Origin of the sequence: Mucilaginibacter sp. (assembly GCF_041660805.1) — a bacterium.
GTDB lineage: Bacteria > Bacteroidota > Bacteroidia > Sphingobacteriales > Sphingobacteriaceae > Mucilaginibacter.
This window is the reverse complement of sequence record NZ_JBAZVP010000007.1, coordinates 157,951-172,476: the sequence shown is the minus strand read 5'-3', so window position 1 is coordinate 172,476 and position 14,526 is coordinate 157,951. Positions and strand designations below refer to the sequence as shown.

10 protein-coding genes are annotated in these 14,526 nt (G+C 41.9%); 5 read left to right on the top strand and 5 right to left on the bottom strand.

Annotation, left to right across the window (positions count from 1 at the left end):
* Window positions 1-68: 68 nt before the first annotated feature.
* The 4 genes from WC743_RS12240 to WC743_RS12225 all read left to right on the top strand — a co-directional run bounded on the left by WC743_RS12240 (window position 69) and on the right by WC743_RS12225 (window position 6,962).
* Entirely contained in the window at window positions 69-3,068 is a 3,000-nt protein-coding gene (locus WC743_RS12240; protein WP_373012290.1) for a SusC/RagA family TonB-linked outer membrane protein, read from the top strand.
* Window positions 3,069-3,080: 12 nt separating this feature from the next.
* Window positions 3,081-4,616: a RagB/SusD family nutrient uptake outer membrane protein gene (locus tag WC743_RS12235; protein WP_373012288.1), complete on the top strand. Its 1,536-nt coding sequence runs from the start codon at window positions 3,081-3,083 to the stop codon at window positions 4,614-4,616.
* Between the two features lie 87 nt (window positions 4,617-4,703).
* Window positions 4,704-6,056: a glucoamylase family protein gene (locus tag WC743_RS12230; RefSeq protein ID WP_373012287.1), complete on the top strand. Its 1,353-nt coding sequence runs from the start codon at window positions 4,704-4,706 to the stop codon at window positions 6,054-6,056.
* Between the two features lie 108 nt (window positions 6,057-6,164).
* Window positions 6,165-6,962 (top strand): prolyl oligopeptidase family serine peptidase, encoded by a 798-nt coding sequence (locus WC743_RS12225; RefSeq protein WP_373012286.1) that lies wholly within the window; start codon window positions 6,165-6,167, stop codon window positions 6,960-6,962.
* Between the two features lie 4 nt (window positions 6,963-6,966).
* Here the strand turns inward: WC743_RS12225 and WC743_RS12220 are convergent, their stop codons facing one another.
* The 5 genes from WC743_RS12220 to WC743_RS12200 all read right to left on the bottom strand — a co-directional run bounded on the left by WC743_RS12220 (window position 6,967) and on the right by WC743_RS12200 (window position 12,729).
* On the bottom strand, window positions 6,967-7,254 hold the full coding sequence (locus WC743_RS12220) for a hypothetical protein (RefSeq protein ID WP_373012285.1): 288 nt from the start codon (window positions 7,252-7,254) through the stop codon (window positions 6,967-6,969).
* 748 nt (window positions 7,255-8,002) lie between these two features.
* Complete coding sequence (locus WC743_RS12215) at window positions 8,003-8,488, bottom strand: hypothetical protein (protein WP_373012284.1); 486 nt, start codon at window positions 8,486-8,488, stop codon at window positions 8,003-8,005.
* 10 nt (window positions 8,489-8,498) lie between these two features.
* Window positions 8,499-10,055 carry a hypothetical protein gene (locus WC743_RS12210; RefSeq protein WP_373012283.1) on the bottom strand — a complete coding sequence of 519 codons (1,557 nt, stop codon included), beginning with the start codon at window positions 10,053-10,055 and terminating at the stop codon, window positions 8,499-8,501.
* A gap of 222 nt (window positions 10,056-10,277) precedes the next feature.
* A complete protein-coding gene (locus WC743_RS12205) occupies window positions 10,278-11,039 on the bottom strand; it encodes a phosphosulfolactate synthase (protein ID WP_373012281.1) in 762 nt (253 codons plus the stop codon).
* Between the two features lie 286 nt (window positions 11,040-11,325).
* Window positions 11,326-12,729, bottom strand: coding sequence for a tetratricopeptide repeat protein (locus WC743_RS12200; protein ID WP_373012280.1), 1,404 nt, complete (start codon window positions 12,727-12,729; stop codon window positions 11,326-11,328).
* A 239-nt stretch (window positions 12,730-12,968) separates the two neighbouring features.
* Here WC743_RS12200 and WC743_RS12195 point away from each other — a divergent pair, with 239 nt between their 5' ends.
* Complete coding sequence (locus tag WC743_RS12195) at window positions 12,969-14,510, top strand: aldehyde dehydrogenase family protein (protein ID WP_373012279.1); 1,542 nt, start codon at window positions 12,969-12,971, stop codon at window positions 14,508-14,510.
* The last annotated feature ends 16 nt before the right edge of the window (window positions 14,511-14,526 follow it).

The window sequence follows — 14,526 nt, the reverse complement described above, 5'->3', positions numbered from 1 at the left end:
ATAATAATGCCGGGGATATGTTTCGACATTAGAAAATCTATTATCCAAATACTTAACATTTAACCACTATGAAGAGAATTTCTACAATCTCAGGGTTGATGCTTTTGTTTTCCTTTTTTGTTAACACAGCTATAGCGCAAAACGTTGCCGTAAAGGGTAAAGTTACTGATGCCGCTACTGGCGAAAGCCTTATTGGCGTAAGTGTAGGCGTAAGAGGAACCGCAACCGGCGTCCAAACTGATGTAAATGGTGCCTATTCAATATCTGCACCATCAAACGCCACATTAACATTCAGTTATATTGGGTATACTGCCCAAGCCCTGCCGGTTAACGGTCAAACAACCTTAAATGTTCAATTAAAAAGCGAACCAAATGAGCTTAAACAGGTAGTTGTAATAGGTTATGGTACGCAGCGCAAGCGTGATGTTACCGGCGCTGTAGCCAGCGTAAACGGCGACCAGCTAACCAAGCAACCGGTACAAACCGCTACCCAGGCATTACAAGGTAAAGTTGCCGGTGTACAGGTACTATCATCAGGCCAGCCAAATGCGGCGCCTATATTGCGTATCCGTGGTACAGGATCTGTACTTGCCGGTGCAAACCCGCTGTATGTGGTTGACGGGGTATTAACTGATGACATCCGTAACATTAACAATGCAGATATAGTAAGTGTTGATGTTTTAAAAGATGCATCTGCTGCTATCTATGGTGTGCGTGGTGCTAACGGTGTGGTTATTATTACCACTAAAAAAGGTAAAAGCGGCCCTGCTGTTGTTAGCTATGATGCTAACGTAGGCTTCAGGGAAATTGCCAGCCAGATCCAGTTAGCTAACAGGCAGCAATATGTTGATTATTTAAACGTAGCCAACCCGGGTAAAATAGCAGCCGATGATAAATCGCCATTAACTATTCCGGGTACTACCAATTGGGCCGATGCCGTATCCCGTAAAGGTTTTTATACTAATCATAACATATCTGTTGCAGGCGGCGGCGATAAAAGCACTTATTTTATCAGCGCCAACTATTATGATGAGAATGGTGTTATTAAAACCAACAATTTTCAACGTTTTTCATTACGTGCCAATAATGATGTTAAAATATCAGATAAGCTAAAATTCAGCAATCAGTTGTCTTTAACCCGCGGTGCAGAGAGAGGTGTTCCTATTGCCGATATTTACGGTAACGTATATAGGGCTGCACCAATCATCCCTACAATATCAAACGGTTTGTATGGTAACGCATCAGCCTGGGGCAATGTAAGCAACCCGTTGCTGCAATTAGATAAAACCAATAATTTCACCCTTAACAACCGTGTGCAAGGTAATGTGGCAGCTGATTATAACCCGGTGAAATGGTTAACATTTCATTCCGCATTTAACCTTGATGCCCGTTTCAACAATCAAAAAAATTACGGATACCAGTTTAATAACGATGGTAGTACATTTACTGTGGGCGGTGGCAATCAGCGCCAGCCTAACAGCACGTTATTTGTACAGAACGATAATTCATACCAGTACCAATGGGACAACACGGTAACTTTCGACAGAACATTTAACAAACACCATTTTACAGTTTTAGGTGGTATTGTTACAGAAAAAGGACGTTCAAACTTTATCAACGGCTCACGTATTGATGTCCCACCTAATCAGGACCAGTGGTTTTTAGATCTGGGTAACCCCGATTTGAATGCGGTAGACAAAAACAGTGGTACATTGTTTACCCGCCAGTCATATATAGGCCGTATTAATTATGACTACGCCGGTAAATACCTGCTAACAGGCTCTATCCGTCGTGACGGCAGTTCTAAATTCAGCCAAAGATATGCCACATTCTATACTGTTGGTGCAGGTTGGGTAATTTCTGAAGAAGACTTCATGAAAGACGGCATTTTTGACCAGTTAAAACTTCGTGGCAGCTATGGTGAGTTGGGTAATGATAATATCGATCCGGCATTATTTATTGTAACAGGCTCGCCATATCAGCCTTATTACTTCAATAATGGCCAACTTGCAGCGGGGACGGTGATACAGGACATCAAAAACACTAACCTTAAATGGGAAACTACCAAGCAATTAGATATCGGATTGGATTTTGGCTTCCTGAACAACCGTTTAAGCGGTGAGTTTGATTACTATGATAAAAAAGTGAACAACGCTTTAACCTATATAACTCTTCCGGGTATATTAGGCGATCCTGATAACCGCTATATTACCAACGCAGCATCATACCAAAATAAAGGTGTTGAGTTTGCCCTGAGATGGAGGGATAACATTAACGATCATATTTCTTATAATGTTGGTGCTAACATTAGCTACAACAAAAACACTATTACGGGTTTAAATGGCGGCCAGGCGCTTAATGCAGGTGGCGCCAACTCGCAACCCATTACCCGTACAGACAATGGCCAGCCAATTGCAAGTTACTATGTGCTGAATGCTATTGGTGTATTTCAAAACCAGGCAGAGGTTGATGCAGCACCAACTTACGATGTTGGCGAGGCGAAACATATTGGCGGTTTAAAATATGCGGATACAAACGCTGATGGTAAAATTGACGCTAATGATCGCATTTTTGCAGGTTCATACCAGCCTAAATATTTTGGCGGTTTTAACTTTGGCATTAACTACTATAGCTTTGACCTTAGCGCCGATTTCTATGGCAACTGGGGCAACAAAATTTACAATGGTAAAAAGAATGCAAGGGGTAATGCAAATGATAATATTGAGGTCAGCTATGCTAACAGTCGCTTTACACCAACTAACCCATCATCAACCGACCCTGATGTAATTAGTCAAAGTACCCCGCCATCAACCTATTTTATTGAATCGGGCGCGTTTTTAAGGTTAAACAACTTAACTGTGGGTTATACTATACCCACTAACATGTTAAAACGTATAGGTATCTCCAAATTTAGAATGTATTTAACCTCGCAGAACCTATTTACTGCTAAACGCTACAGTGGCTCATCGCCGGAGTTGTTTAATACTGATATTTTAACATCAGGTATTGATGCTACCAACTATCCGGTAACACGCACTTTTGCATTTGGTGTAAATGTTCAATTTTAACGCTATTGTATTATGAAAAAGATATATAAGAAATATTCAACACTGCTATTTATTTGCGCAGCTGTTATAGCAAGTACTTTTAGTGCTTGTAAAAATTACCTGGATGTACAGCCACAGGGCCAAATAACCCAGGACCAGATAGCTACAGACCCGGCACAGGCCAAAAACCTGGTTACGGGCATCTACAATGTATTTTACATTGGCGGTTTTGATCCTGATATCGATAGTTTTCAGTTTGTAATCATGACCGATATTGCATCAGATGATGCGGACAAAGGTAGTGAGCCGCTGGATTATGGAGATGCGCTGCAAATTGATAACTTAACCACATCGGCTACAAACGGCGTAGTAAACAACGTTTGGACAGGTCACTATCAGGGTATTGCCCGTGCCAACCAGGCGTTAGATAAGTTAAACGCCGCCCAGTTTGATGCTGCTACAAAAAACGCGCTGATAGCCGAGGCCCGGTTTTTAAGGGCATATTTTTACTTTAACCTTGTGCGCCTTTATGGTGGTGTGCCTTTGCTTGATAAAGTACCATTGCCAAGTGAGGCTAATGACGACAAATACCAGACCCGTGCTACTGCAGATGATATTTATAAATTTATTGTTTCTGATCTTGATTTCGCGGCAGCTAACCTGCCGGATAAGGGGGCAACGGATGTTGGGCGTGCAACTAAAACTGCGGCACAGGCTTTAGAGGCCAAAGTATATCTATATATGAAAGATTACCAGAAAGCATATGAGCTTTCAAATGCTGTAATTACCAGCAATAAATATTCATTGGTGAACGATTACTCGCTTATATGGAGGCAAAAAGCGGTTAATGGCGATGGTGGCAATAACAATAATGAATCGATATTTGAGATACAGGCAGGTATTAACAAAAGCTGCACCGCGGGGATAAACCTGTATACTGTATCACAGGGCCCTCGTGCCGGTGGTAAAAGAGGCTGGGCAGATTTGGGTTTTGGCTTTAACAACCCATCACTAAGTTTGCTTAACGAGTATGAGCCTAATGATGTAAGGCGAGCTGCAACAGTACTTACTATTCAGCCAAACGGAACTGTATTATTTGACGGCTTCCGTATTCCAAGTCGCGATTCTGTTCAAAATGACCGCTATAGCTATAAAGCTTATCACAGCCGCACCGCCGAAGATAACTGCGGTGGTAATACAGACCGTTTACCAAAACAGGTCCGTATTTTACGTTATGCCGATATACTGCTGATAAACGCCGAGGCTGCCATACAAATTGGCAACACAGGTGCAGCAAATACAGCACTAACAGCAGTGCGTGCACGTGCTAAATTAGCCCCGGTTGCACCAACCCTGTTAAACGTATGGCATGAACGCCGTGTGGAAATGGCCGAAGAGCATGACCGTTTCTTTGACATAGTGCGCCAGGATGCCGTACAACCCGGCCGCGCAGCAGCAGCATTTGCGGCACATGGCAAAACATGGGTAGCCAGGGCGGCACTGTTCCCTATCCCGCAAACACAAATTGATTTAAGCGGGGGCCGTTTAAAACAAAACCCGGGATATTAATACAATAAACATTTACTTTGAATAAGTTTTAAGGTTGTCCGTCCGCATGGGCGGGCAACCTTTCTTATTTACCTGAAAAACCATTTCATGAAAAAAATATTCTTATCCGCATGCCTGTTAATGATAGCTGTTTGCGGTATGGCTCAAAAAAAAGGTGGAAAAGAAAGCGACGCCATTAAACCTGTTGGCATCATAAAAGGCCTTTCGGACAGTGCCTTGTTAGATGTGGTACAACGCCAAACCTTCCGGTATTTTTGGGATTTTGGGCATCCAAAAAGTGGCCTTGCGCGTGAACGCAGCAATGTGGCCTTTGATTATGGCAACGAAGTAGTTACTACCGGCGGCACAGGTTTTGGCATTATGGCTTTAATCGCAGCAGATCATCGTAAATTCATTCCCCATGACCAGGCTGTTAACCGTATGGTTAAGATCGTTGAATTTTTATACAAGGCCGATTCTTACCATGGCGCGTTTCCGCATTGGATGAATGGCGAGACCGGTAAAACCATCCGTTTTGGCCGCCGGGACGATGGTGCCGATATAGTTGAAACCGCATACCTGTTCCAGGGGTTATTATGTGCCCGCCAATACTTTACAGCTGATGACCCAAAAGAGCGTCGCATACGTGATATGATCAACTGGATGTGGGGCGAAATGGACTGGGCATGGTTTACCCGAGAAGGCAGGGATAACCTGTACTGGCACTGGAGCCCTAATTACGGCTGGGCCATGAACTTCCCTATCCGTGGTTTTAATGAGTGTTTAATTACCTATATCCTTGCCGAATCATCAGACCGCTCGCCGGTAAGTGCCGATATTTATGACAGGGGCTGGGCGCAAAGCGATTTTTTTAAAAATGGCAAAACGTTTTATGGTTATAAATTGCCGTTGGGTTTTGATTATGGCGGACCGCTTTTCTTTTCACAATACTCTTTCCTGGGTTTAAACCCCAAAGGCTTAAAAGATAAATATGCCGACTACTGGGAGCAAAATGTAAACCATACTTTAATAAACCGGGCGTATTGTATTGATAACCCCAAAAAGTTTAAAGGTTATGGCGAAAATTGCTGGGGACTAACAGCAAGCGATAACTTTGAAGGTTATAATGCCCATTCACCCACTAATGATCTTGGGGTGATCACGCCAACAGCCGCTTTATCAGCATTCCCCTACACGCCGGAATATTCTATGAAAGCGCTACGCCATTTTTATTATGACCTGGGCGATAAAATTTGGGGCGAATACGGTTTTACCGATGCCTTTAGCGAATCAAAAAACTGGTATGGCAAATCATACCTGGCAATTGATCAGGGGCCCATTATTGTAATGATAGAGAACCAACGCTCGGGCCTGTTATGGAAGTTATTCATGAGCTGCCCTGAAATTCAACGTGGCTTAAAAAAGCTTGATTTTCAAAGTCCGGCATTGAGTAAGAATTAATTTATTGAAGCATTTTTTTAGGTTGGCATCAAAAAAAAGCTAATTTGCGCTAATATTACCGCGGTATGTTCCATTACATGCTGCAATTATAACATCAACCTGAGAACAATGACCATAAAAAAAATAATAGTTTTAGGAATGCTGTGTGCCATGTACCTGACATTTCCTTTTTTAGCCCATGCACAAGTAAACGGAGCGTTTGACAGGGGGAGCTTCATCAGCAAAAAAGATACTCTTCCATACCGCATCCTTTTCCCTGAAAAGTTTGACCCTAAAAATAAATACCCGCTTATAATTGTACTGCATGGATCAGGCGAGCGCGGTACTAACAATGAAGCACAACTGGCTTACGGGCCGCAATTATTTTTGAATGATACTATCCGCACAAACTACCCGGCTATAGTGATATTTCCGCAGTGCCCTAAGGATAGCTACTGGAGCAATGTTGCTATTGACACAACAGGAGGCAAAAGAAAATTCAACTTTATTGAAGGCGGCGAACCAACCCGTGCTATGAGCGCATTAATGGGCATGGTTGACCAGTTTTTGGAAAAGCCCTATGTGGAGAAAAAACAAGTATACATAGGCGGCCTGTCAATGGGTGGCATGGGCACTTTAGAGATATTAAGACGCAAGCCAAACGTTTTTGCCGCGGCATTTGACATTTGCGGTGGCGATAATACCAACAACGTTAAAAAGTATGCTAAGAAAGTGCCGTTATGGATCTTTCACGGGGCAAAAGACAGCGTTGTACCTTTCACACATTCAGAAGCTGTGGTTAGCGCCCTTAAAGAAGCCGGAGCTACCCCAAAATTTACCGTGTACCCTAATGATGATCATAACAGCTGGAACGATGCCTTTGCCGAGCCGGAGCTGATACCATGGCTTTTCTCGTATAAAAAATAAAAGGTTATATTACTGATCGGTCGCCTGCTATTTCTGCATCGGTAGCGGTATCACCGCTTGCCGTTTGGCTGTCGGTTGCTCCGTATGTATCGGCATTAAGCGCTGTTGATGGCTCAGTATCGCTTAGGGTCTCTTGTATGCCATCCATATCTGCAATAGCACCATCCGCGCCATCTGTATTTACCACCTTGTCAGCCTCGTCTGCATTGGTTACTATACCCTGCTCTGCCTTATTGGTTTTCGGGCCGCCGTTTGGATCTTGTGCAGGAACCTTGTTTTCTGGAGTGCTCATAATTATCGCTTTTTAACAACAACATATGAAAAATAGGGTTGTTTACGAAAAGCTCACCCGGCTTACATCTAAACTTGATAGGAGGGCTTTTATTTTTTTATATTTCCCATACCGGCAGTTAAGTTGAAAGCTTAATACTACTTAGGTCGAAGTTATAAACTTCGACCAGTGGGGGATTAAATATTATATCGTTTTTTAAACCATACAGGAATAAAGTAAAGCTCTAATAGTAAAACTGAGATGATCCCCGTGAGGCAATACGAAATGGTTATTTTAAGCGATTTATAATAAGTACTCATACTGGCTTCATCATTGTATAAAACTCGCGATAAACAATAACCAACCAATAATGCAAAAAGACATTTTAATATCAAGTCGTTTTTTAGTTTGATAATATTAAATAGATAATAATAAACGATCACGCAAATTGCAAAGATCCAACTGTGAAAAATTAAAAAGTCGATAATATACAATCCTAAAAAATTAATCCTTTTTAAAGCATTTGTAAAGTTAATTACCATATCCCCTATAAAGCTAACAACAGATAAATTGATGCTTATAATTAATATCGAAAGGGCTAATCGTGCTATAAGATTTGATTTCATATTCCAACTGGTCGAAGTTTAGCTAAAGCTAAACTTCGACTTATAATTAAAAAAGCTTCCGGCTTAATTACGCAAGAAAACTCTTGCCACATTTTAGATCGAAGTTGGAAACTTCGACCAGTTAGGGTGGGGGATTATAATTGTTATGGCTGCGGTTTGCTATACCCATACAATAACAAATTTGGCATAAAGATGGTTCCCGGATCATCTTTAATCAGTTGAGACATGTAGCCCCAAATTTTTGCAGCTGCATCGTTTGGTGCATAAAACATCTTATCCCCCGGCTTTTCTGTACAGCCTTCCAAGTTATCAATTCCAAGATAAAACACAATTGGATGCTTATCAATTTTCATTTTCTTTGAAAACTGATGTCCTATCAAAAAATCAAATGCGGTTTTAATTTCATTGGGAGGGTTATTCACGAATTCAATTTTTATTATTTTGTTTTTGTTATCCGTTTTTACTTTTACAATCGCATACATCCATTCGCAGTTAGTTTTCAACTCATTCGGTAAATGAAAATTTCTTAATACGAATTGCGTAAAAGACTTAATTTCAGATGATGTTTGACTCTTACCTATAAAAGGGAGAATTACAAATAACAAGATGACGAATACCTTTTTTAACATATTTTAGGTTTTATGGTGTACATGGCTGGCCACTTGTTCCAGATTTATAAGCCGAATTGATATTTGATATGTTGTTTTTTTCCACTGTACTAAGACTATTATATAACGATCCAGCTTCACTCTGTAATCCTCCCCAAGCTAAAGCATTAGCATCGGATGCGGATAAATTGGGGTACATTGATTGTAATTGAGTAGACATTGAGTTTAAATAATTTCTCGCCATGTCCAAATGCTGGTTTACAATTGTTTGGCTGTAAGATAAATAAGCATGCAGTGCTTCATGTATTATTGTTGCAGTTACATATTCTTTAGACGAATTTGATAAAGAAGAATTTAATCTTATTGATACATTCATAAAGTCTATAATCTTTCGATTGGTTCCATCTGGTTGTTTTATCAAGTGTGATTTAATATTATCTACGGCAGCATCCCCATCTACATTAGGGCTCGAAAAAGTCTGAGGTAAGGCATCGGTGAAATCGATATTGAAATTTGTATTTTGATCAAAAACGGAATTCATTGTTTCATTTAAACTATATTGTATGTTAACGCTCCTCGACGCTTCCACCATTTTATGCAAACAGGGATCTTTTACTTGATTATCTATTTTAGGTGGCTCTTCTACCGGTGGCGGCTCTACAGGGCATCCCGCACCCGGATCACCGCCCTGCACTAATCTAATCATTTTTTTGCCGTTAATAGATTCTACCAATATAGGTGGGTTAGTTGGAGGGGTTCCCGGGGTGCCGGGAGGACAGGTGGGAGGAGTATACCCACCACCGCCGCCACCACCTGTCGCAGGAGTGCAATAAGTGTATTCTTCAGTATATATCAAAACCTCATCAGAACAAAACTCAACATCTGAATAGGTTACACATGTCTGCTCAAAATAACCAATAAGGATTGTTTCACAGTCGCCGGGTGCCGGCAGTAAAAAAACCTGCGGCCCGCCTGGCTTTGTAGCCTGGGTAACTGTTCTTTTACTCGTACGGGTTATTTTGCCATTTTCATATATATTACCATTAACAAAAAGCCCCTGCAACGTAGTGTAAAAAATATTACCGCTAAAATTTTGCGGTACACTCATATAATGTACATTAGTAATATTGCTTCCCGGTTCGCCGTGTACCTGCATTAAAGCGGCGCTCAAATCGCCGTTACGTTTATCCTTCAAAACCAGCAGCCGGGTTATACCATTAACATTGTTTTGAGTACCATCTGTAGTAAAAGCTATCTTTTTTACATATTTAGCGGGCACTTCTACCACGTAAAAATTGGTATCAACCGCAGTACGGGCGCTATCCCAAAGCGGTGTAAAATTGGCTATTTTACTCAAAAAAGAAGTTTCGGAGGTTAGCTTTATTTTTGTTGCCAACGTAGTTTTGTTGTTGCCAAACCATGCTTTGGCATCGCTAACAGCAAGATGAGAAGCGGTTTCAACTGAATTGGTTTGCTGCCCTATCAGCTTAGTATCCTTGCGGCAGCTATTTATAATTAATACCATTGTAAGCATAACAAGGGCGCAGCAAGCGGTTTTAATAAACCGGGTGAGTACAGTTTTTTTCATTGACTTGGTTTAGGTAGTTCTGTATACGATGTTGCAACATTAAATGTTACTATAAGGAAGGCTATTGGTTAATTATTATTTAAGTAAATAAATTAATAACAATACTTTCCTGCAAGCATATTAAGTGCAAGTTTACCATCCAAAACGGGAGTATGCAACACGTAGAACTACGCAATTTGCAATCAGGTATTTTTACTTTAAAAGCTTAGGGAGGAGGTTCTATTACTTCTTCAGGAAATGTTCAAATGTATCGCTCCTGATGCCCAGGCGCAATGTTTCAAGCGGGATAATATCTGCGGGAGCTATATTGCCCAGGCTTACGTTGGCGCCTATTAGTTTTATAAACCAAACCTGCTGTGCCTTTTGGGGAGCTTCCCAAATAATGGTTTCTTCGGGGATCTGGGTCAGGATCTCGTCTACCAAACCCTGCCTTACTTCGCCAGAATCGCGGTAAATGCCCACATTGCCGCTTTCGCGTGCTTCGGCAATCACCTTCCATGACCCGGCCTCAAGCTCGGCTTTCATCAGCTGGATCCATTTATAAGGGGCAAAGATCTTTTGCACGTCTTTAGAGCCTACTTCAGATATTACGGTGATCTGTTTACTTAACTTGCGGATATACTCGCATTTTACGTCGTGCTCAATAGTGATAGACCCGTCTGATACTTCGGCGTATTCCATCTGGTATTTGTCCAGGATGCGACAATAATCATCAAACTGCCCTCTAACTATCATGGCCTCAAACAAAGTGCCGCCAAAGTATACGGGCAAACCAGCTTCTTTGTATAATTTTAACTTGGCATCCAAATTCGGACTAACATAGGAGGTGGCCCAGCCTAACTTTACAACATCAGTATAACCAGCCCCCATTTCAATAAAATCTTCAACCTGCCTAAGGCTTAGCCCTTTATCCATAACCATAGTTAAACCGCTGTTACGTGGCTTGGCTGTGCGTTCCGGAAGATCATTGATTTGGTAGTTCATATAGTATGTTATAGGTTATAACTAAAAGTATTAACGCGGCAAATATCCGCTTTGCTGTGCAGATATGCAAACTTCAAATTGCACTGCACACATTATTTGACATTTAATGTACAAGATGCTTACATAACGGTTATTGCAAAAAAAATGTGCAGATGAGGAAGATGTGCGGATTTCAAATGTGCAGATATGCAGATGAGGAAGATGCTTGCATGATGGTTATTGCAAAAAAAATGTGCAGATGACTTTTTTCATCTGCACATCTGAAATCCGCACATCTGCACATCTCTTATTTCGTATATCTGTTTATAATATCAATGATGATCTTATTCTCCTGCAGCTGTGGCAGATAATCAAACAGGATATAATGTTTTTCAGGGTCTGATGACAGGGCCATCTCCAAATAGCTTAACGCTTCATTAAACTCTCCTTTAGCAAACAGATAGGCCACCATGCGGTAGTAAAGCTCTGCAGCATCGGGGTTGTTCTTTATCGCGTCAGATATTATACCAATAGCATCTGCCAGGCGTTGCTGCTCATACAATATGGAGGAATAATCCAGCCATGCATCAACATCCAACGGGTTCAGCTCCACCACTTTTTCGTAAGCCTGCTCGGCCTCGTGCATGTGGCCAAGCTTATATTCAGCATCGGCAATGGCAAACCAGTAATCGGCATTGGCAATATCAAGGTCAAGCGCTTTTTTGTAAAAGTGCAGGGCCTCAAAATACCGTTCTTCAAAATCAAGCGTAACACCAATACCAAACCAGGCATCAGACAGCTTAGGATCCATCTTCACAGATTTTTTGTAGAAAGACCGCGCTTCATCCATCTGCTCCAGTTTTTCGTAGCACTCGCCTATCGCGCAATAAGTATCGGCATTAGGTTGTTCATACTCAAACGTTTGGCGGTATACATCAATCGCTTCGGCATATTTCTCTAAATTAACCAGGGCGTTACCTTTGTTAAAATAGGCCGATGCAAAGCTGTCTTTTATCAGGATAGCATAATCGTACGCATCAATGGCTTTTTCAAACAGGCTCAGTTTAGTATAAGCGTTACCTAAGTTATACCATGCGGCATAGCTGTAAGGTTCGTTATCAATATAAGCCTGATAAAACTGAACACTTTCCTGCTGGTTATCTAAAACATCATAGCAAAACGCAAGCTCATAAAGCGCGTCCTGGTTTTCCATGTTTTGTTTAAGGCACAGCTTAAGGTAAGTAATTGCCGTATCATAATCGCCCATATTTTGGTAAACGTAGGCTATATGCAGTAAAATTTCGTCGGTTTCTTCGGCAAGGCCAAGTGCCTTTTCGTAGTTCTCCAGCGCCTCGGCATTACGCTCCATGCTCTCATAAAGGTTACCCCGTATAATGTATATGTCGGCATCTGATGCTTCCAGCATGGCTGCTTTATCAAGTGCCGCGAACGCCTCGCTCGCGCGATTGGTAACTACAAGCAATTGCGCCTGTTTTATTAAAAATACAGCAGCGAAAGGATGCTGATTACGTGCATATTCTGAAACCTGCAAGGCTTTAGCCGGATCGTTCTTTTCGATGTAGTAGTCAATGATGTTCTCAAACGCCTGTGCATCAAAAAAGTACTGATCATGATTGCGAATCATTTCTTCGTACCGTTCTACCGAAAACTTTGGATCTTCGGTAAAACCAAATTCAAATTCTTCTTCCATTCAAGTTTATTTGCAGAACACCCTATTTTCCCGGCGGATGTTTATCCGCAAGGCTTAAACAATGAGTTCAAATTACAATAATAAGCGTCTATAATGCAATTAAGTTTTCAACATACAAACATTATTAACACCGGTTAATACAAATAGCTGATAATAAATGAAAAGCATTTTTTAACCGGCAGCAGGTGAGTTGATTTATTTTGCCCTAAAGATTTTTACCTTTGACAAAAGTAACCATTATGAGCTTAGCAATAAAAGATATTCTTAATCATTTACATATTAACGACATAAATGACGCTTTTAGTACAGGCAGTACCTGGGGCAGCAGCCCAAATGCCGCTGTAAAAGACATCATATCGCCGGTTGATGGTAAAAAGATAGCTGCCGTAAAATTCGCGTCGGCCGGTGATTATAACACCGTAGTTGAAACCGCCGCCAAAGCTTTTAAAACATGGCGGCAGGTACCTGCGCCAAAGCGCGGGGAAATAGTACGCCAGATAGGTGATTCATTAAGGGCCAACAAAAAACAGCTGGGCACACTGGTATCATACGAAATGGGCAAAAGCCTGCAGGAAGGTTACGGCGAGGTGCAGGAGATGATTGATATCTGTGATTTTGCCGTTGGGCTAAGCAGGCAATTATACGGCCTAACCATGCACAGCGAACGCCCCGAGCACCGTATGTATGAGCAGTATCATCCGCTGGGGATTGTTGGTGTAATATCGGCGTTTAACTTCCCGGTAGCGGTTTGGAGCTGGAACGCCATGCTGGCCTGGGTTTGCGGCGATGTATGCATTTGGAAACCATCAGAAAAAACACCGTTAACCGCTATAGCCTGCCAGCACATTGCGCAGGAGGTTTTTAAACTTAATAATATTGATGAAGGGGTATCATGCCTGGTAATAGGCGACCGCAACATTGGTGAACTGATGGCCAATGATACCCGCGTACCCCTAATATCAGCCACCGGATCCACCCGGATGGGGAAGGCGGTGAGCGCGGCAGTTGGCGCACGTTTAGGAAAAAGCCTGTTAGAGCTGGGCGGCAATAACTCCATCATCATTACCGAAAATGCCGATTTGGATATGTCGCTTATTGGTGCTGTGTTTGGCGCAGTGGGCACTGCTGGTCAGCGTTGTACAAGTACCCGCAGGCTTATTATCCACGAAAGTGTTTATGAAGCTTTTAAACAGAAACTGGTTAGCGCCTACGCTCAGATTAAAATTGGCGACCCACTGGATGAGAACAACCACATGGGCCCACTGATAGATGTAGATGCGGTTACCTTATATTTAACCTCGATTGAGAAATGCAAGGCTGAGGGCGGCAGGTTTGTTGTTGAAGGCGGTAAGCTGGAGGGCGAAGCTTATGCATCCGGCTGTTATGTAAAGCCCTGCATTGCGGAAGTAGAGAACCAATATGCTATTGTTCAGCATGAAACATTCGCGCCTATTCTTTACCTGATAAAATACGCGAGTATTGAGGAGGCTATCGAACTGCAAAATGGTGTACCTCAGGGCTTATCATCGGCAATTATGACCAATAATCTGCGCGAAGCAGAAACATTTTTATCATACGCCGGTTCTGATTGCGGCATTGCCAACGTTAATATAGGTACATCAGGTGCCGAAATTGGCGGGGCGTTCGGCGGCGAAAAAGAAACCGGTGGTGGCCGTGAATCAGGTTCTGATGCATGGAAAGTTTATATGAGGCGGCAAACTAATACTATAAACTATTCAAAAACGTTGCCTTTAGCACAGGGTATTAAATTTGATCTGTAATTTTTTTAGATAAACT

Coding starts and splice junctions, on each gene's coding strand:
- WC743_RS12205 (WP_373012281.1), bottom strand. CDS start 11,039: ATGAACTACCAAATCAATGATCTTCCGGAACGCACAGCCAAGCCACGT.
- WC743_RS12195 (WP_373012279.1), top strand. CDS start 12,969: ATGAGCTTAGCAATAAAAGATATTCTTAATCATTTACATATTAACGAC.
- WC743_RS12235 (WP_373012288.1), top strand. CDS start 3,081: ATGAAAAAGATATATAAGAAATATTCAACACTGCTATTTATTTGCGCA.
- WC743_RS12220 (WP_373012285.1), bottom strand. CDS start 7,254: ATGAGCACTCCAGAAAACAAGGTTCCTGCACAAGATCCAAACGGCGGC.
- WC743_RS12225 (WP_373012286.1), top strand. CDS start 6,165: ATGACCATAAAAAAAATAATAGTTTTAGGAATGCTGTGTGCCATGTAC.
- WC743_RS12200 (WP_373012280.1), bottom strand. CDS start 12,729: ATGGAAGAAGAATTTGAATTTGGTTTTACCGAAGATCCAAAGTTTTCG.
- WC743_RS12210 (WP_373012283.1), bottom strand. CDS start 10,055: ATGAAAAAAACTGTACTCACCCGGTTTATTAAAACCGCTTGCTGCGCC.
- WC743_RS12240 (WP_373012290.1), top strand. CDS start 69: ATGAAGAGAATTTCTACAATCTCAGGGTTGATGCTTTTGTTTTCCTTT.
- WC743_RS12215 (WP_373012284.1), bottom strand. CDS start 8,488: ATGTTAAAAAAGGTATTCGTCATCTTGTTATTTGTAATTCTCCCTTTT.
- WC743_RS12230 (WP_373012287.1), top strand. CDS start 4,704: ATGAAAAAAATATTCTTATCCGCATGCCTGTTAATGATAGCTGTTTGC.